Raw genomic sequence first — 19,047 nt, 5'->3', positions numbered from 1 at the left:
ATACTTGCAGTATATATTTTTATTGTATTATAAAGCCCACGCTTTCCCGACGCATGATCCGACACAACAAACCGCAAACCGCCCGCATTTTTGCGGTACACGAGTTTATCCGCGACCATTTTACCAAATCCGACTGGTTCCGGATTGCCTACCTGACCGATACACTTGAACTGCTCGACGATCATCCGCGCCTGTTGCGCAGTCTCGATTTTCGCGACGACGACTACGAAGGCAATAGCCTGCAGGTCCTCTCACGCATGATTGGGGTAGGGCCCGGCAATCTGGCCGAAATAGAACGCTACGTGGCGGGCCGGCGACTGAGCCTGGCTTCGCTGCCGGGGCCGGATACCCGTTTTATTTCGACGGTGCAGCGCCACCCACCCGAACGGGTGCTGACCTTCGCGCCCGATGTGTTCCGTATTCCCGATAAACTGGTCGAATCGAATGTACTATCGGTGATGATGCCGTTCGAAGGTCGTTTTGCCGGCACCTACCGGGCCATTCAGAACGTATGCCGGCAATTGGGAATCGAGTGCCGGCGGGCCGACGATATCTGGGACAACAGCATTCTGATTCAGGATGTGTTTGACCTGATCTTCACGTCGCGGGCGGTGCTGACCGATTTCACCGACCGCAATCCCAACGTGTTCTACGAAACGGGTGTGGCTCATACGCTGGGTAAGCTCGTCATTCCGATTACGCAGTCGGTAGCCGATATTCCGTTCGATCTGCGGCACCACCGCGCCCTGACATACCTGCCCAATACCGAAGGCTTGCAGAAGCTGGAGGCTGATCTGACCAAAAAGCTGGGGCGGGTTTTCGGGGAGGGCTGACGGGGCTGGCCGGCCACTGGCGCGGCACCCGCTTTTCAGTACCTTCGTGGCTGCATCAACGTCATTGGTATGTATCCTGAACCCACGGCATCTGCGCCTGGTCAACTGGCCCCGGGGGCGGGCCGTCTGTTATCGCTCGATGCCTTCCGGGGCCTGACGGTGGCGTGTATGATTCTGGTCAATAATCCCGGCGACTGGGGCCACATATACCCACCGCTGGAACACGCTCCCTGGCACGGCTGGACACCAACCGATCTTATTTTTCCGTTTTTTCTCTTCATCGTTGGGGTTTCTATCACGTTTGCGCTGGGGCAGGGCACGCGCGACAGCAACGCCGTTCAGAAAATTCTGAAACGTAGCCTGACGCTGTTTCTGCTGGGTCTGTTCCTGAATTTCTTTCCCAAATTCGACCTGGCCCACGTCCGTATTCCGGGGGTACTGCAGCGGATTGCCCTCGTGTATCTGGCCTGTTCGCTGCTGTTTTTGAAAACGACGCCCCGGCTGCAGGTGTATGGGCTGCTGGCCATTCTGGTGGGTTACTGGGCCCTGATGACCCTGGTGCCGGTGCCCGGTGTTGGTTACGCCAATCTGGAGCCCGAGAGTAACCTGGCCGCCTGGCTCGACCGTACCCTGCTGACACCGGCTCACGTATATAAGCCCGCCAAAGTGTGGGACCCCGAAGGACTGTTAAGTACCCTGCCCGCCATCGCAACGGGCCTGCTGGGATTGCTGGCGGGGCAGTGGCTGCGCCGGGATTCGGTGGCACCGGCCGAGCGGACCGCGTGGCTGTTTGCCGCCGGTTGTCTGGCCACGCTGGCCGGGTTGCTCTGGGATGCCTGGTTTCCGATCAACAAGGCGCTCTGGACCAGTTCGTATGTGTTGCTGGCCGGTGGGCTGGCCCTGCTGGGTCTGGGCCTGTTCTACTGGCTGGTCGATGTGAAGGGCTACCGGCGGGGCGCGCTGCCGCTGGTGGCGTTCGGAGTCAATGCCATCACGGTATTTTTTATGTCGGGGCTCATTCCGCGCATACTCAACCTGATTAAGGTGCAGAGCCCGGGCGGGGGTGAGGTCGGGGCGCAGGCCTATCTGTACCAGCAGTTCATTGCGCCCCACTTTACCAGCCCAGCCAATGCCTCGCTGGCCGGGGCGCTGACCGATGTGCTGATCTGGGCGGGTATTCTGTGGTGGCTCTACCGAAAAAACGTGATTATTAAGGTGTAACCGAATAGAATTCGTCTCCAATCTGTTGTACTTTCGATACGGTCAAGTCCGTTTTTTTTATGCAATTCATCGTTCAGGTACCCGATCATAAAGCGTCGTTCTTTCTGGAGCTGGCGCGGAGTCTGAAATTTAAAGTGCAACCCGCCGAAGTAGATGCCGTGGAACCTACCCGGGAGCAGCTTAAAGATGAACTTCGGCAGGCTGTCAAGGAGGTAAAGCTGGCCCAACAGGGGAAATTGCAACTGCCCACGCTGGACGAATTTCTCAATGGCTTATAGTCTGCGACTCAGTACGTCGTTTCAACGGCAGGTAAAACGACTGCTGAAGAAATACAAATCGCTGTCGGCCGATCTGGCCAGTCTGGGAGAGCAGCTAGTGGAAAATCCCGAGTTAGGTACGTCGCTGGGGCGTAACTGTTATAAGGTCAGACTGGCCATCCGGAGCAAAGGCCGTGGCAAGTCGGGGGGCGCCCGGGTCATTACCTACGTGCAGGTGGTGGGCGAAACCATTTACCTGCTTAGTATCTACGACAAAGCGGAGCAGGACAGTCTGGACGATCAGGATCTGAACGAGCTGCTCGGCGAAGTTGAGGCCGACTGATACCGAATTGGTTATCAGGGCCGTTTATCCATACGGCAGAGCCCCCGTTACGGGCTCACTACGTGAACCTATTTCTTCTATGACTGTACGCATTTTGCCGGTGGCGCTGCTGTTGGGCAGCCTGGTGGCGCTGGAGCCGTTTGCCCGGGGGCAGGCGATACCGAAAAAGCCGGTTACCCGGACAACGACCAAAACTAGCCCGGCCGCGGCCGATCTGAATCGGCCCATTCCAACCGACCCGGCCGTGAAAGTCGGTCGTCTGCCCAACGGGCTGACGTACTACATCCGTAAAAACGAAGAACCGAAAAACCGGGCCGAACTGCGGCTGGTTATTCGTGCGGGCTCCGTCCTCGAAACCGATGAGCAACGCGGCCTGGCCCACTTCATGGAGCACATGGCGTTTAACGGCACCAAAAATTTCCCGAAAAACGAGCTGGTCAACGTGCTGCAGTCGTCGGGTATCCGGTTTGGCGCCGATCTGAACGCCTACACCAGCTTCGACGAAACCGTTTACCAGCTGCCCGTACCAACCGATTCGGCGCGGGTATTCCGGCAGGCGTTTCAGATTCTCGAAGACTGGGCCCACAACGCCACCATCGACCCTGCCGAGGTTGAGAAAGAGCGGGGTGTGGTGCTCGAAGAACGCCGGCTGGGCCAGGGCGCCGGGCAGCGCATGCGCGACAAGTACTTTCCGGTACTGCTCAACAACTCGCGCTATGCCGAGCGGCTGCCCATAGGCACCGAGCAGGTGCTCACATCCTTTAAGCCCGAAACCCTGCGGCAGTTCTACAACGACTGGTACCGGCCCGACCTGATGGCGGTGGTGGCCGTGGGCGATTTCGACGTGAAGGAAGTGGAAGGCATCATCCGCGATAAGTTTGGCCGCATTCCGGCCGTTGCCAACCCGAAGCCGCGCGTCACGTACGACATACCGGCTAACAAAGACACCAAGGTCGTAATTGTAACCGATACCGAGCAGCCCAACACGGTGGTGCAGGTGATTTACAAGCGCCCCGGCCTGACCGATCGCACGCTCAACGACCTGCGCGAGAGCATCAAGCGGGGCCTGTTCAATACCATGCTGGGCAACCGCATTCAGGAACTGACCCAGCAGGCCAACCCACCCTTTTTGGGCGGCTACAGCAGCTACGGCGATTTTCTGGGTAATCTGGATGCCTTCACCTCGATCGCGGTGGCCAAGGAAGGCAATGTAGAGCAGGCCATTCGGGCTGTGCTGAACGAAAACGCCCGGGTGAAGCAATTTGGCTTTACGCCCACCGAACTGGCCCGCGCCAAGCAGGAGTTTCTGACCAATGTGGAGCAGGCCTACAGCGAACGCGACAAAACCCGATCGGCCAGCTTTGTGGAGGAGTACGTCAAGAACTTCACCGACAAAGAGCCCTATACCAGCATCGACTTCTATTACGGCTTCCTGAAAAAGGAGCAGGCGGGTATCAAACTGGCCGAAGTAAACGCGCTGGTCGATCAGTTTATTCACAATGACAACCGGGCGGTGATTGTCATGGCCCCCGATAAAGACAAGGCTAAGCTACCCAGCGTGGAGCAGATCATCGGCTACGTCGACGATGCCGGCAAGGGCCTGACCGCCTACGAAGACAAAACCCTCGATGCTCCGCTGCTGACTACCCAGCCAACCCCTTCGCCCGTGGTTGAGACCAAACAACTGGCCGATATCGGCGTGACGGAGTGGCGGCTTAAAAACGGCGCTCGGGTGGTGGTGAAGCCTACAACCTTCAAGAACGACCAGATTCTGTTTGCCGGCACCAGTTTCGGTGGTACGTCCCTCTATGACCTGGCCGATTATTCGTCGGCGCGCTTTGCCTCGACGCTGACGGCGCTGGGTGGCACTGGTGCGTACAACCAGGTGCAGCTGGGCAAGTTTCTGGCGGGCAGGCAGGTGAGCGTGTTCCCCTACGTGAGCGAACTCAACGAAGGCGTTGGCGGCAGTGCGGCCCCGAAAGATCTGGAGACGGCCCTGCAACTGCTTTACAGCTATTTTACCCAGCCCCGCAAAGATGCCGACGTGGTGAAAGGATTTCTGTCGAACCAGCGGAGTGCGCTTCAGAATCAGATCAGCACGCCCACGCCCGCCCGCGTTTTTCAGGATACGGTACAGGTGACGCTGGGCGCCAACAACCCCCGCCGGCAGCCGCTCAAACCCGCCGACCTCGATAAAATCGATCTCGACCGGGCGCTGGCTATCTATCGCGAGCGCTTTGCCAACGCCGGCGACTTTACCTTTTTCTTCGTGGGTAATGTGAAGGAAGAGCAGCTGAAGCCGCTGGTCGAGAAATACCTCGGTGGCCTGCCCTCGACCGGCAAAGCCGAATCGTTCCGCGATCTGGGAATCCGGATTCCAGCCGGCGCTATCAGTAAAACCGTTTACAAGGGTGTCGATCCGAAAGCGTCGGTGCAGCTTGTTTACAGTGGGGATTTGGTCTGGTCGCCCGAAACCACCACGCAGCTCGACGCGCTGGCCGAAGTGCTGGAGATCAAACTGATCGAGCAGCTGCGCGAACAGGAGAGTGGCGTGTATGGGGTGGGAGCCAGTGCCTCCTACAGCAGGAATCCGGTGCCCCGCTACACGTTCCGCATCAGTTTTGGCTGTGCGCCCGAGAACGTGGAGAAACTGATTGCCAAAACGCAGGAGCTCATCAACGACGTAAAAACGAAGGGAGCCGCCCCCGGCGACATTGCTAAATTTAAGGCCGAAACCAGTCGCGAAACCGAACTGCAACTCAAAGACAATCAGTTCTGGCTGGGGTACCTGCAGAACCAGTACGCTAATGGCGACGCGCCCGATGAGGTGCTGCACGAGGCCGAGCAACTCAAAAAAGTAACGGTCGACAGTACGAAGGCGGCCGCCAATCAATACCTGGGGGCCAATTATGCCCGGTTTGTACTGCTTCCGGAGAAGAAGTAAGTCGCAGACTTATCGCGAACGGCATCGGGCCGGGCTAACACACAGGTGTTGACCCGGCCCGATGCCGTTTTGCGTTGATGGCCAACCGGTTGCTCAATTCCGGCTACCAGTCAGGCAATAAGTAGTGGTGGCGGCCGGTCAACGCCTTTCTTTTACAGTGGTCGTCGTTGCGGGTTGATAATCAGTTCGCTAACTCGACTGCGTACTGGGTTAAGCCACGAAAAAGAGCTGTCTCATGAAATCATTGCGTACCTGGATTCCCCGCCTGTTGATTGGGTTGCTGGTGTTACTCGCCATTGCCTTCGCCACCGTCTATGTCCAGACAGAAGGGCGCGCCCGTAAAACGTACACGGTAGCGCTGCAGCCGCTTACTATTTCATACGACTCCGCATCGTACCAACTGGGTAAACACGTTGCCGATTTGCGGCAGTGTGGCGAGTGCCATGGTGCTGACTACGGCGGAGCTGTGTTCATGAACAGCGAATCGCCCGTGGCCGAGCTGACCGCCACCAACCTGACCCGCGGGCGCGGAGGCATCCGGTACCGCGATCAGGACTGGATTCGGGCGCTGCGGCACGGGTTGAACCCGCAGAACAACTCGCTGTGGTTTATGCCATCGGCAGAGGTAAGCGTTCCGCTCTCGAACCGGGAGCTGGGGGCCCTGATCGGGTATCTGAAGCAGCAGCCACCTGTAGACCGGGTGTTGCCCGCCAGTCGCGTGAAACCGCTGGGGCGGGTGCTGGCTTTTCTAGGCGAATTTCCGCTCTTCGCGGCCGAACACATCGATCATGATGCCAGGCCGATCGATGAAATTCAGGTGGCTACCAACGCCACGTACGGAGCCTATCTGGCCACGACCTGCATGGGCTGTCATGGCCCCCGGTTGAGAGGGGGGCCACCCCACAAGCCCGGCGAACCACCGGTCAGTAATGTAAGCGCCACGGGGCATGTGGGGCGCTGGTCGGCCGCACAGTTTATCACCGCCATTCGAACGGGCCATACGCCCGAGGGCAGGCTGTTGAGCGACGCCATGCCCTGGAAGTCGTTTGCCCGATCGTACAACGACGCCGAACTGACCGCCATTTACCTCTATATGCATAGTCTGAACTAAGCCGCTGACCGCCCGGCAGGATGTCGGTTTTTTACCAGCAGTTGTGCAGCCAGCCGTACCAGCTTTGTGCCGTAAACCGAAAACCAACGATCTCTATGAAACGCCGATCATTTGTTAACGCGGCCCTGCTGGCACCCGTAGCGCTGCCAGCACTCACTCCTAGGCCGGCACCCCGACGCCCGGTCGACGGGTTTGTCGTCAGAGCGGGGGAGAGCCGCACCGGAGTGCACACGCCCTACCGGGGCGTAAATCCCAACGATGTCAAAGTGTCGGGCAAGGATACCGATGGAGCACTGGCCGTGTTTGAATACACAGGCACCCAGCCAATCGGGCCACCCCTGCACACCCATGCCGGGCAGGATGAACTGTTTTACATTCTGGAGGGAGAGTACCTGTTTCAGGTGGGCGATCAGCAGTTTACGGCCCGCCCCGGCGACACCGTGTTTGGCCCGCGGGGCGTGCCGCACAGCTGGCTGCAGCAATCGGAGCGGGGCAAGATCGTATATAGCGTGCAGCCCGCCGGCAAACTGGAAGCGTTCTTTCTGCGCATGAGCCAGCAGCAGGGCCCGCTCAGCGAGGCCGATGCCCAGTGGATCCACCGCGAGCACGATATGACTATTGTGGGTCCACCGATAACGGCCCGCTAGCCATGCTGCTGCACTACTTCCTGCCGCAGCCCGCGTTGCGGGATTATGTGCGGCTGCTGCAACTTATCCATCTCGACTTTACCGGCGCCCCGGTGGTGCCGGTAAAGGCCTACTGGCCCCGGCCCGAAAACTGCCTGGCGTTTTATCCGCGCGACAGCGAAACGGTGACCTACACCGACACAGGCCTGACCAGCGCCAAAGGACGGTCGGCGCTGATCGGCCAGCCAACCGTGGTAACCAACCGGCAGGTGGGGCGGCACTGCCTGGTATTTCAGGTGGTGTTTCAGCCCGGAGCGCTGTTTCGACTGACGGGTATTCCGGCCTACGAGCTGACCAACACGTTTGTCGATGCCGAGGCTGTTTTTTCGGCCGAAATCCGGCGGGTCAACGAGCGGCTGAGCAGCACCGACGCGTATCCGGTCATGATCGATATTGTCGAGACGTTTCTGCTGTATCTGGTAAGCCGCACCCAAAAAGAGCGTCGGCCTATCGATGCCGTTAGCCTCACGTTGCTGAACCGTTCGCGGGCCGGGCTCTACCGGCCGCCAACGGTCGATGAACTGGCCCAGGCGTCGTGCCTGAGCCCGAAACAGTTTGGGCGACAAAGTCTGGAGCGGCTGGGTGTTGGTCCCAAGTGGTATGATCGGGTGATTCGGTTCGACCAGGCGGTTCGGCACCACCTGGCTAATCCCACCAAAGACTGGCTCACGGTTGCGCTCGAAGCCGGATATTACGATTATCAGCACCTGGTACGGGACTTCCGGGCTTTTACCTCACTTACTCCCGCCCAGTTTGCACCGGTCGATCAGCAGGCGCCCGAACGGGCCTTTGGGCTGGCTGAGTCTTGACCGGCTGATGCCGTTAAACCGATCGACAGCTAATGTTTACGCGATTCTACACACCCCCGCCCGCCCTGCGTGGCCTGGTTCAGGCGCTGATGGTCAGCCATGTAGCGCTGCCCGCCAGTGGACCCGTGCAAATCTGTCCGTATCCACCAGCGGCTGAGCAAACCCTGTTTTTCTACCCGCGTATGCCCATGGGGCGCTATCGCCACCGCACCGGCCAAACCGATATGCTGCCAGCTAGCCTGATCGTGGGACCGCAGGTGTCGCGGGTCGATCTGACGATGGGGTACGACCACCTCGTGGTAGCCGTATTTTTTGCGCCGGGGGGCCTGCACCGGCTGCTGCGGCTACCGATGCACGAACTGCTCGATGCCACCATCGATGCGACCCTGATCTGGGGCCGGACGTTGCAGGAACTGAATGAGCAGCTGGGCGAAACCACCGACTACGACCGGATGCATGGGCTTGTGGAAGCATTTCTGCTGCGCCAGTTCGACCGTCGATCTCTCGATCCGCACCCTATCGACCGGGCTTTTCAGCAGATGCTCGATGTCCGGCACCCCCGCTCGCTCGACTACCTGGCCGATCAGGCTTGCCTGAGTCCGCGGCAGTTCGAGCGCAAGTGCCACGAGCGGCTGGGCCTGGGCCCCAAAACGTTTAGCCGGATTGTGCGCTTCAGCCGCGCCTTTCGCCTGAAAGAGCACAACCCCGCCATCGACTGGCTCGACGTGGCGCTACGGTGTGGCTACTACGATTTCCGGCACATGCTCCGCGATTTCAGTACGTTTGCCGGTACCACACCTACCCGCCTGCTGGCCGACGAAACCCAGACCACTGCCCGTCCCTACACATCGGCCCGCTTCTGAATCAATGTCGTTTTCTTACACCAGCCCTGTCAGTAGGTACCGGTAGTTTTGTGGCCTACACAAACGAAGTCAGTCATGAAACGGACCCTTGCCCTGGGCGCATTACTGCTGAACGCCGGCCTTGCCCTGGGCCAAACCAACCCAACACCAGTGGCCAACTCACCCGCCGACGAGGCTGCCGTGCGCGCTACGGTCGACGCTATTGTAACGAGCTGGACCAACCACGACTACAGCGACATTGCCCGCTGGGCCACGCCCGATGCCGACTGGGTAAACATTGTGGGCATGTGGTGGAAAGGGCGCGATGCTGTTCGCGATGCCCATCAGCTTTTTCACAAGGCCATGTTCCGGCAAACTCCGCTGCAAACGGTCCGCACCGATGTGCGCTTCGTAACGCCCGACGTAGCCCTGGTGCATCACCTGACCAGAGTAGGGGTCTACACTACGCCTGGCGGACAGACGATGGGCAACGATCAGAACCTGGCCACGCTGGTGCTGGTGAAACAGAATGGCACCTGGCTGCTGACGGCCGGCCAGAATGCCGTTGTCGATGCCCGGGCGGCTCAGCACGACCCGGTCAACGCCCGCCACTAAAGCAGCAGGGCCCCGACTCACCATGAGTCGGGGCCCTGACGAAGAACCAAAGGCAATGCAGGTCAGTAAGCCTTCAGGCTCAGATCGAGGCTGTTAATCTGGTGGGTCAGCGCACCCGACGAAATAAAGTCGACGCCCGTTTCAGCGTAGGCCCGAAGATTCGTTTCGTCGATACCCCCCGAGGCCTCGGTCACGAACCGACCATCGATCAGGCGCACCATCTCCCGGATGCCTTCGGGCGCAAAATTATCGAGCAGGATCACATCGACCTGACCGATGCGCAGTACCGCTTCTACTTCGGCCCGGTTGCGCGTTTCGACCTCAATGCGCAGCGTGCGGCCTGTATCGCGCAGGTAGTCGAGCGCTTTCTGAATCGCAGCTTCGACCCCACCGGCATAATCGATGTGGTTGTCTTTGATCAGAATCATGTCGTACAGTCCGAAGCGGTGGTTGACAGCCCCGCCGATTTTGGTGGCGATCTTCTCGCAGATGCGGAAGTTGGGCGTGGTTTTGCGGGTGTCGAGCAGTTTGGCGCGCGTTCCCTCGAGCAGGTCGACCAGGGCGCGGGTGTGCGTGGCGATACCGCTCATGCGCTGCATGCAGTTGAGCACGAGCCGCTCGGCCGTCAGAATATGGCGGGCATTGCCCGAAACGGTCAGCACCACATCGCCGGGGCGAATGGCGGTGCCGTCGGGGAGGAGTACATCGACCACGAAGGCAGGATCTACCTTGGCGAAGATGGCTTTAGCCACCTCAACGCCGGCCAGAATACCCGCTTTCTTCACCAGCAGGCGGGCCCGTTTTTCGGCATCGGCCGGAATAGTGGCCAGAGAAGTATGATCGCCATCGCCGACATCTTCGGCCAGCGCAAGCGTGATAAAGTCGTCCAGATTCATGGCTGCAAGGTAATGGATTTATCGGGTTCGGACCACGGTTGCTTCCAATCGGCGGCCGTGGCGCAGGCGTGTGCAGGCGCAGGAAGCAGGGTGCCTGTTCGGTGTTTGGGGCCACTGACGAAATTTTGTATCAGCGACATTGTCATAAAACAACTTGCATAACTCCCAAAACGAAACGAAATTTGTCGTTCCCGTTTTGAATTTATGAAGCAGCCCCGTCTCATACAACGTCTTTCTGGCATCACGCTCGCCGTGCTTTTGCTGGTTACGGCCATGTGGGGACCGGGTTCGCTGACCGGCCGTCATGTGCCGATGACCGCCAAAGTCCCCGCTGGTCTGGCCAAAACCCAGAAAACGAACCGGCAGGAAACCGGTAAGGCTCAGCTGAGTGCTAAAACGCTCGAAGCCGTGGTAACGCCCGCCGTTACGCTCGATGGGGGCAGTCAGACGGCTTTTCTGCTGCCGGCGCCGGCGCTCATTATCCTGCTGTTGCTGAGTGTTCCGCTGCTGCGGCACTTCACGCTGCCCCATTTCTATTTTTCATACTTCAGGCACGTATTCGGGCATCACATAGCCACGAACGCCCCCTAGCTGCCGGGCAGACATCCTGTCTGTACCGCCGTATTTCCGTTTTCCTTTTTTTCTATCAGTACCTAGTCTACCTAATGCCCAACCACTGGCGTTCGGGCTCTATTTATGCAAAATAAAACTGGCATACTCATTCTGACGGGGGTTATCTCGGCAATCTGCCTGTACTTCCTCTCGTTCACGTTTGTGTCGCGCAACATCAAGGCCGATGCCGAAGCCTACGCGACCGACAAAAGCGGTCAGGTCGACCGCAACAAAAAGCAACGTTACCTCGATTCGCTCTGGAAAGAGCCTGTTTACCTGGGTAGCACCCTGCAGGAAGTAAGCGAACGGGAACTGGGCCTTGGCCTTGACCTGCAAGGCGGTATGCACGTGGTTCTCGAAGTATCGCCGGCCGACATTCTGAAAGGGCTGTCGGGCAATAACCGCGATCCGAAGTTTGCCCAGGCCCTGAAAATGACGCAGGACGATCAGAAAGCCAGCAACAGCAGCTTTGTTGATCTGTTCGTCGGCAATTTCAAGGAAGTAGCGCCCGATACGAAACTGGCGTCGATTTTTGCCACCAGCGCGAACCGCGGCAAAATCAACTACCAGTCGTCGGACACGGAAGTAAAGAAGATGCTGAACGATGAAGTGAACGGGGCCATTGCCCGGGCGTTCCAAATCATTCAGGCGCGTGTCGACAAGTTCGGGGTGGCTAACCCCAACCTCCAGCGTCTGCCCGGCTCGGGCCGGATTCAGATCGAACTGCCCGGTGTCGATAACCCCGAGCGTGTTCGTCGCCTGCTGACCGGTGCAGCCAAGCTGGAGTTCACCGAAGTGTATCGTCTGAACGAACTGGCACCGGCTATCGACGGCATGGGTGCTTACCTGCTGCGCGAAGAAGCGGCCCGCAAGGCAGCCCTGAAAACGGGTGCTGCAACCGCCCCGGCGGCTGGTTCTGCTGTTAAAGGCACGAGCCTGGAGTCGCAGCTGGCCAAGAAAGACACGACGGCTAAAAACGATACCACGGCGGCTGCCGCGCAGGGCACGGCCCTAACCCAACTGTTTATCCCACTGGGTCAGGATCAGCTGGGCGTTTACCTGAAAGATACCGCCCGCGCCAATGCCGTGCTGAACGCGCCCGAAGTGCGGAGCCTGTTCCCCGCCGATGCCGTGTTTGCCTGGAGCCGCAAGTCGGAAAAAACCAATGACAGCCGCGAAATTCTGCCCCTCTACTTCCTGAAGAAGCCCGGTGGTCGCGCTCCGCTCGAAGGGGATGTGATTACGGATGCCGCCAACGATTACGATGATCGCGGCCGCCCCGAAGTAACGATGAACATGAACGCCGAAGGGGGCCGCAAATGGCGCAACCTGACGGCCGCCAACATCAACCGGCCCGTTGCCATTCTGCTCGATAACCTGGTTTACACCGCTCCGAACGTACAGAACGAAATCCCGAACGGCCGTTCGAGCATCTCGGGTAACTTCACGGTAGAGGAAACCAAAGATATGGCCAACGTACTGAAGGCCGGCAAACTGCCCGCGCCGACCAACATCGTTGAAGAGAGCGTGGTAGGTGCAACGCTGGGTTCGGAGGCCGTACAGGCCGGTATCCTGTCGTCGGTAGTCGGTATTCTGCTGGTACTGGCCTTTGTGGTGTTCTACTACAACCGCGCCGGTCTCATTGCCGACCTGGCCCTGATCGTTAACCTGTTCTTCCTGCTGGGCGTAATGGCCTCGCTGGGTGCCGTACTGACCATGCCGGGTATTGCCGGTATCGTCCTGTCGATCGGTATGGCGGTCGATGCCAACGTACTGATTTTCGAACGGATCAAGGAAGAACTGGAACTAGGCAAGTCGTTTAAGACGGCCGTTAGCGACGGGTTCAAAAACGCCCTGTCGTCGATTATCGACTCTAACGTGACCACGTTCCTTACCGGTGTGGTGCTGTTCATCTTCGGTACGGGTCTGATCCTGGGCTTCGCCACCACGCTGATCATCGGTATCCTGACCTCGCTGTTTGCCGCGATCTTCATCACCCGCCTGATTCTGGAGTCGTACATCCGCAACGGCAAAACGCTGTCGTTCTCGTCGAGCTGGGCCAAGAAACTCTTCGCCGACTCGAACTTCGACTTCGTCTCGCGCCGGAAACTGTACTACACCGTATCGTCGGTCATTATCGCACTGGGTATTATCTCGGCCATCTTCAAAGGGTTCGGCCTGGGTGTCGACTTCAAAGGGGGCCGCTCGTACGTGGTTCGGTTTGAGAAATCGGTCAGTACCGACGACGTCCGGAATGCACTGGAAACCGAGCTGGGCAGCTCGCCCGAGGTGAAAACCTACGGTGGTACCGGTATCGGCGCCAACCAGGTGAAAGTAACGACCCCGTACCTGGTCGACGACAACTCGCGCGGTGCCGACAAGAAAGCTGAAAACGCCATCTACAAAGGGCTGAGCACGATCAAAGGCAACCCCGCCCGCATCGAGAGCTCGCAGAAAGTAGGCCCGACCATTGCTTATGACCTGCTGACCTCGGCCCTCTGGTCGATTCTGCTGGCTGTGGCTGTCGTGTTTGTGTATATCCTGATTCGCTTCAAGAAGCTGGCGTTCGGCTACGGTGCGGTAGTGGCCATGTTCCACGACGTACTGATTATCCTGGCTATCTTCTCGATCTTCAACGGCCTGCTGCCCTTCTCGCTCGATGTCGATCAGGCCTTCGTAGGCGCCCTGCTGACGATCATGGGTTACTCCATGAACGATACCGTAGTTGTGTTTGACCGTGTACGGGAATACCTGGCCGAAAACAAAGGCAAGAAGGAGAGCATCCCGACGATTATCAACAACGCCCTCAACAGTACGCTGAGTCGCACGGCCGTAACCGGTTTCTCAACCATTCTGGTCCTGCTGGTGCTGTTCTTCTTCGGTGGTGAAACCATCCGGGGCTTCTCGTTCGCCATGCTGATCGGCGTTATCGTCGGTACCTACTCGTCGCTGTTCGTGGCTACGCCGATTGTGGTCGACTCGCTGAGCAACGATCAGCTCAACGAAGACAAAGCGAAGGTGGTCGCTGAGAAGAAAACGGGCTTCGACGCGGTGCCGGCCGACTTCACCACGGCTGAACCCACCACGCCCGAAGAGTTTGCGGCCCAGACAAAGAAGGAGAAGAAGGACAAGAAACCCCTGATCCGGCCTTCACAGTCGTAGCCTGACGCACGAAAGAGCGAAAGAATGGAAGAATGAATGCACAGGAAACTCTCTTTCAGTCTTTCGCTCTTTCGCTTTTTAATTTTCGTATATTTCCCCGCTCTCTGCCCAATAAAATTTCCCCGAAACACTTAATCACAAAATAATTACACTACTGCATGGAAACAGGAATGAAATCAAGTGATACCACCAGCGTATGGCGCCGAAAGCCCATGTACCTGTACGAGCAGGACATGCAGAAAAGCGAGCTCAAGCGCGTACTGGGTAAATGGAGTCTGACGGCGATTGGTATCGGTGCCATCATCGGGGGTGGTATTTTCGTATTGACGGGTACGGCCGCTCACTACCATGCCGGCCCGGCGCTTGCCCTGTCGTTTGTGATTGCCGGCATCGGCTGCATCTTTGCCGCCCTCTGCTACGCGGAGTTTGCGGCCATGCTGCCCGTTGAGGGCTCGGCCTACGCCTATGCCTACGGTACCATCGGTGAGTTGTTTGCCTGGGTTATCGGCTGGGGACTTATTCTCGAATATGCCATGGGCGCCATGACCGTGGCCGTGAGCTGGTCGGGCTACTTCAATAAACTTGTACACTTATTCGGGGTCGACATACCCTTCTGGTTACGCAACGATCCTGTTTCGGCGGCCAATTATGCCCGCGACAATGGCCTGGCCGATCCGGGTTTTGCCATCAATCTGCCCGCCTTTCTGATTGTCTGGCTGGTAACGGCCATTCTGGTACGCGGTATCAAAGAAGCCGCCGGTGCCAACAACCTGATCGTTATTCTGAAAGTAGCCGCCGTAATCTTCGTAATTCTGGTGGGTATCTTCTACGTGAACACGGCCAACTGGATTCCCTTCATTCCGGAAGCGCGGACCATTACGGGCGACAACGGGGCTCCGCATCAGGCATACGGCTGGGCGGGTGTCGTGTCGGGCGCATCGGCTATCTTCTTTGCTTATATTGGCTTCGACGCCGTGTCGACGCAGGCGGGTGAAGCTATCAATCCCCGCAAAGACATTCCGTTTGCCATCGTTACCTCGCTGCTGGTCTGCACCATTCTGTACATTCTGGTTTCGCTCGTGCTGACCGGTATGATCAACTACAACGACATCGTGGGTGACGCCCTGAAAGCACCCGTAGCGGCTGCGTTCGACAGCGTAGGTCAGAACTGGGCCGTATTTATCATTACGGCGGCTGCCACGGCCGGTCTGATTTCGGTGATGCTGGTGATGATGCTGGGCCAGACCCGGATTTTCCTGGGCATGGCCAAAGATGGTCTGCTGCCCGGTTTTTTCCGCGTGATTCACCCCGTGCTGAAAACGCCCTACAAGAGCACCGTACTGGTGGGCCTGCTGGTGTCGGTGGTGGCGGCCTTCACGCCCATCAGCATTCTGGGCGATATGTGTTCGTTCGGTACCCTGTTTGCCTTCGCCATGGTTTGTCTGGCCGTACTGATTCTGCGTCGGCGCGATCCGGAGCGGGAGCGGCCGTTTAAAGCCCCTGCCCTGAGCATCATCGCTCCGCTGGGTATCTTCACCAACTTCTACCTGATCATCAACCTGAGCGAGCTGGCCCAGCTGCTGGCGCTGGCGTGGCTGCTGATCGGGCTGGTCGTGTACTTCCTGTACGGTCGCCGGAACAGCAAGCTCAACGATCTCTAGTCCGACCGATTTTCCCGGTCATCACAACGGCTCCCGGCACCTGTCGGGGGCCGTTTGCGTTAGTAGCCTATGCTGGCAGACAACCAATTTGCTGAACAACGACTCAACGCCCTGTTCGACCCCGAACTACGCGCCGAGATACTGGCCGTGGGGCGGCTGCAGACGGTCGAACCGGGGGCTGTACTGATGGAGCCCGGCGCGCCCATGACCTACGTGCCGATTGTACTCAGTGGTACCATCAAGATTATGCGGCAGGGCACTGATGCCGAATTACTGCTCTATTACCTGCGGGCGTCCGATACCTGCGCGCTCTCGCTCAGCAGCCTGCTAACGGGTGAAGGCAGTGCGATCCGGGCCGTGGTCGACGAAAAAGCGGTGGTGGTGCTGATTCCGGCGCGGCTGGCCGATGAGTGGCTGGGACGATACCCGGGCTGGCGGCAGTTTGTGTTCAGAACCTATCAGCAGCGGTTCGACGATCTGCTGGAAACGTTCGACTCGGTAGCCTTTCGGCAACTCGACGAGCGGCTGGTGGCCTACCTGACCCGCAAAGCCGCCGTTACGGGCGGCCGGCATCTGTACCTGACCCACGACGATATTGCCCGTGATCTGAACACGTCCCGCGAGGTTGTATCGCGGCTGCTCAAACAACTCGAGCGGCTGGGCCGGGTGGCGCTAACCCGCAATAAAGTAAGTCTGCTGCCGCCTTTGTGACTCAGGTCACTGTCTGGCTGGGTCGGAGACCCTACTTTTGTATGCAAATGACAATACAAGCGGTAATCGGATATGTGGCGGCACTGGTTGTAGGCCTGGTGATTGGGCTGGCGGGGGGCGGAGGCTCCATTCTGACCGTACCCATTTTTGTGTACGTTTTTAGTATTCCCACCGTACTGGCAACCACCTACTCGCTGTTTGTGGTTGGCTCAACCTCGCTGGTTGGCTCGGTCAATCACATCTGGAAAAAGCGCGTCGACCTGTGGGTAACCCTGGCCTTTGCCCTGCCCTCGTTCGTATCGGTCTACCTGAGCCGTCGGTTTCTGGTGCCGGCCATTCCCGATCCCCTGATTCAGGTTGGCACTATGGCGCTGCCCAAGAGCGAAGCTATCCTCTATTTTTTTGCCTTTGTCATGATTACGGCCGCCCGGGCCATGATTCGGAGCGAAAGCCCGGAGCAGGGCGAAGCCGCCGACGGACATCCGCGCTACGGCCGGCTGGCACTCGATGGCCTGGCCGTAGGGCTGCTGACGGGGACGATCGGCGCGGGTGGCGGCTTTCTGATCGTGCCGATGCTGGTGCTGCTGGCCGGCCTGTCGATACAACGGGCGGTAGCCACATCGGTCGTGATCGTTGCGGTCAATTCGTTTGTCGGCTTTCTGGGCGACGTTCAGCACACGCACCTCGACTGGAATTTTCTGCTGCCATTCACCGGTTTATCCATCGCCGGCATATTTCTGGGTATGTATCTGGCCCGCTTTGTGGCGCCCGACCGGCTCAAGAAAGGCTTCGGCTGGTTTGTGCTGGTGGTGGCCTGTTACATGATTGGCCGCGAGGCTTACACCGCCTTTTTTTCCTGACAGATACAACCTGGCCCATTGGGGCCAACGACGCATATGACTATGATCATCGAACAACTGTACACGGGCTGCCTGGCGCAGGGGGCCTACTACATCGAAAGCAACGGCGAAGCCGCTATTATCGACCCACTGCGCGAAACGGCCCCTTACCAACGGCGCGCCGAGCAGGCTGGGGCTACCATCCGCTACGTGTTTGAAACCCATTTTCACGCCGACTTCGTATCGGGTCACCTCGATCTGGCGCAGAAAACCGGGGCCACGATCGTCTATGGTCCCAGGGCCGAAACCGGTTATGCCGCCCATCACGCGGTCGATGGCGAAACGTTTACATTGGGCAACATCACGATTAAAGTGCTGCATACGCCCGGTCATACCCCCGAGTCGACAACGTATCTGCTGCTCGACGAAACCGGACGGGAGCGGGCCATCTTTACCGGCGACACCCTGTTTATTGGCGACGTGGGACGGCCCGATCTGGCCATCAAAGGCAACCTGACCGAGCGCGATCTGGCCGGCATGCTCTACGATAGCCTGCACCAGAAAATCATGCCGCTGCCCAACGACGTAATCGTGTATCCGGCCCACGGCGCGGGGTCGGCCTGCGGCAAAAACATGAGCAAGGAAACAACCGATACGCTGGGTAATCAGAAGCTCTTCAACTACGCCCTGCGGGCCAAATCGAAAGCGGAGTTTATCGATCAGGTACTCGACGGACTTACCAAAGCGCCGGCTTATTTTGCCGGTAACGCCCGGCTCAACAAAGAAGGATATGAGTCGATCGACGATGTGATGGAGCGGGGACATCAGGCCCTTTCGCCGGCGGCTTTCGAAGCGGCTGTGAACGAAACCAGTGCACTGGTGCTCGACGTGCGTCCAGCGGTCGACTTCGGAGCCGGCTTTATCCCCAACGCCATCAACATTGGCCTCGACGGGCAGTTTGCACCCTGGGTGGGTGCGCTCATTCCCGATCTGAACCAGCCCATCGCGCTCGTAACGCCCGCCGGGCAGGAAGAAGAAACCGTGCTGCGGCTGGCCCGGGTCGGCTACGATCACTGTATTGGCTACCTCGACGGGGGATTTGCGGCCTGGCAGGCCGCAGGACGCGAGGTCGATACCATTGAGACGATCTCGGCCGACACCTTTGCCGAACGCCGGCGCCACGACACCAGCCTGACCGTAGTCGATGTGCGTAAGCCGGTCGAGTTCGATGCCGAACACATTGCCGACGCGGCCAATTATCCGCTCGATACGCTCAATGACCACATGGCCGCGTTTGGCCGCGAAACCCCCATCTACGTACACTGCGCAGGGGGCTACCGCTCCATGGTTGCCAACTCCATCCTGAAAGCACGGGGGATCGACAATGTAATCAATGTGGCGGGGGGGCTGGCGGCCATCCGAAAGACCGATGTGCCCCTTGTCAGTGAACAAACCGCGCCCCACGCCTGATCCGGGAAACGGAACAGTAGTAAACTCGTGTTATC

Annotated in this window: 17 protein-coding genes; 16 read left to right on the top strand and 1 reads right to left on the bottom strand. The window is 58.6% G+C overall.

Translation table 11 applies throughout. The annotated features are described in order from the left end of the window. Positions 1-53 precede the first annotated feature (53 nt). From ACYVAC_RS07050 to ACYVAC_RS07005, 10 genes are all read left to right on the top strand, one after another. The gene (locus ACYVAC_RS07050) at positions 54-833 is read left to right on the top strand and encodes a hypothetical protein (RefSeq protein WP_461096892.1); all 780 of its coding nucleotides are present in this window, start codon (positions 54-56) and stop codon (positions 831-833) included. A 69-nt stretch (positions 834-902) separates the two neighbouring features. Continuing rightward, positions 903-2,054, top strand: coding sequence for an acyltransferase family protein (locus tag ACYVAC_RS07045; protein ID WP_461096891.1), 1,152 nt, complete (start codon positions 903-905; stop codon positions 2,052-2,054). Between the two features lie 59 nt (positions 2,055-2,113). Continuing rightward, positions 2,114-2,332, top strand: a complete 219-nt coding sequence (locus ACYVAC_RS07040) for a hypothetical protein (protein ID WP_461096890.1) — start codon at positions 2,114-2,116, stop codon at positions 2,330-2,332. Continuing rightward, complete coding sequence (locus ACYVAC_RS07035; protein ID WP_461096889.1) at positions 2,322-2,654, top strand: type II toxin-antitoxin system RelE/ParE family toxin; 333 nt, start codon at positions 2,322-2,324, stop codon at positions 2,652-2,654. Before ACYVAC_RS07040 ends, ACYVAC_RS07035 begins: the two co-directional genes overlap by 11 nt. 79 nt (positions 2,655-2,733) lie before the next feature. Further along, entirely contained in the window at positions 2,734-5,598 is a 2,865-nt protein-coding gene (locus tag ACYVAC_RS07030; protein ID WP_461096888.1) for a M16 family metallopeptidase, read from the top strand. A 235-nt stretch (positions 5,599-5,833) separates the two neighbouring features. Continuing rightward, positions 5,834-6,709 carry a c-type cytochrome gene (locus ACYVAC_RS07025; RefSeq protein WP_461096887.1) on the top strand — a complete coding sequence of 292 codons (876 nt, stop codon included), beginning with the start codon at positions 5,834-5,836 and terminating at the stop codon, positions 6,707-6,709. A gap of 95 nt (positions 6,710-6,804) precedes the next feature. Continuing rightward, the gene (locus ACYVAC_RS07020) at positions 6,805-7,356 is read left to right on the top strand and encodes a cupin domain-containing protein (RefSeq protein ID WP_461096886.1); all 552 of its coding nucleotides are present in this window, start codon (positions 6,805-6,807) and stop codon (positions 7,354-7,356) included. Positions 7,357-7,358: 2 nt separating this feature from the next. Beyond that, the gene (locus tag ACYVAC_RS07015; RefSeq protein WP_461096885.1) at positions 7,359-8,204 is read left to right on the top strand and encodes a helix-turn-helix domain-containing protein; all 846 of its coding nucleotides are present in this window, start codon (positions 7,359-7,361) and stop codon (positions 8,202-8,204) included. Between the two features lie 32 nt (positions 8,205-8,236). Continuing rightward, positions 8,237-9,067 carry a helix-turn-helix domain-containing protein gene (locus ACYVAC_RS07010; RefSeq protein WP_461096884.1) on the top strand — a complete coding sequence of 277 codons (831 nt, stop codon included), beginning with the start codon at positions 8,237-8,239 and terminating at the stop codon, positions 9,065-9,067. Between the two features lie 75 nt (positions 9,068-9,142). After that, positions 9,143-9,661, top strand: coding sequence for an SgcJ/EcaC family oxidoreductase (locus ACYVAC_RS07005; RefSeq protein ID WP_461096883.1), 519 nt, complete (start codon positions 9,143-9,145; stop codon positions 9,659-9,661). A gap of 62 nt (positions 9,662-9,723) precedes the next feature. Here the strand turns inward: ACYVAC_RS07005 and nadC are convergent, their stop codons facing one another. Then, the gene (nadC, locus tag ACYVAC_RS07000) at positions 9,724-10,557 is read right to left on the bottom strand and encodes a carboxylating nicotinate-nucleotide diphosphorylase (protein ID WP_461096882.1); all 834 of its coding nucleotides are present in this window, start codon (positions 10,555-10,557) and stop codon (positions 9,724-9,726) included. Positions 10,558-10,761: 204 nt separating this feature from the next. On the opposite strand from nadC, the gene ACYVAC_RS06995 reads away from it, so the two are divergent. The 6 genes from ACYVAC_RS06995 (at position 10,762) to ACYVAC_RS06970 (ending at position 19,012) form a co-directional block, all read left to right on the top strand. Beyond that, positions 10,762-11,148 (top strand): hypothetical protein, encoded by a 387-nt coding sequence (locus ACYVAC_RS06995; protein ID WP_461096881.1) that lies wholly within the window; start codon positions 10,762-10,764, stop codon positions 11,146-11,148. Between the two features lie 105 nt (positions 11,149-11,253). Beyond that, a complete protein-coding gene (secDF, locus tag ACYVAC_RS06990) occupies positions 11,254-14,331 on the top strand; it encodes a protein translocase subunit SecDF (RefSeq protein WP_461096880.1) in 3,078 nt (1,025 codons plus the stop codon). 158 nt (positions 14,332-14,489) lie between these two features. Continuing rightward, positions 14,490-15,992, top strand: coding sequence for an amino acid permease (locus ACYVAC_RS06985; RefSeq protein WP_461096879.1), 1,503 nt, complete (start codon positions 14,490-14,492; stop codon positions 15,990-15,992). A gap of 69 nt (positions 15,993-16,061) precedes the next feature. Continuing rightward, positions 16,062-16,703 carry a Crp/Fnr family transcriptional regulator gene (locus ACYVAC_RS06980; protein ID WP_461096878.1) on the top strand — a complete coding sequence of 214 codons (642 nt, stop codon included), beginning with the start codon at positions 16,062-16,064 and terminating at the stop codon, positions 16,701-16,703. A gap of 47 nt (positions 16,704-16,750) precedes the next feature. Then, a complete protein-coding gene (locus ACYVAC_RS06975) occupies positions 16,751-17,563 on the top strand; it encodes a sulfite exporter TauE/SafE family protein (protein WP_461096877.1) in 813 nt (270 codons plus the stop codon). 42 nt (positions 17,564-17,605) lie between these two features. Then, on the top strand, positions 17,606-19,012 hold the full coding sequence (locus ACYVAC_RS06970) for an MBL fold metallo-hydrolase (protein WP_461096876.1): 1,407 nt from the start codon (positions 17,606-17,608) through the stop codon (positions 19,010-19,012). Positions 19,013-19,047 lie beyond the last annotated feature (35 nt).

The sequence above is a fragment of the Spirosoma luteolum genome, assembly GCF_054778875.1.
The sequence above is the reverse complement of the archived record's forward strand: the minus strand, read 5'-3'. Positions and strand labels throughout refer to the sequence as shown.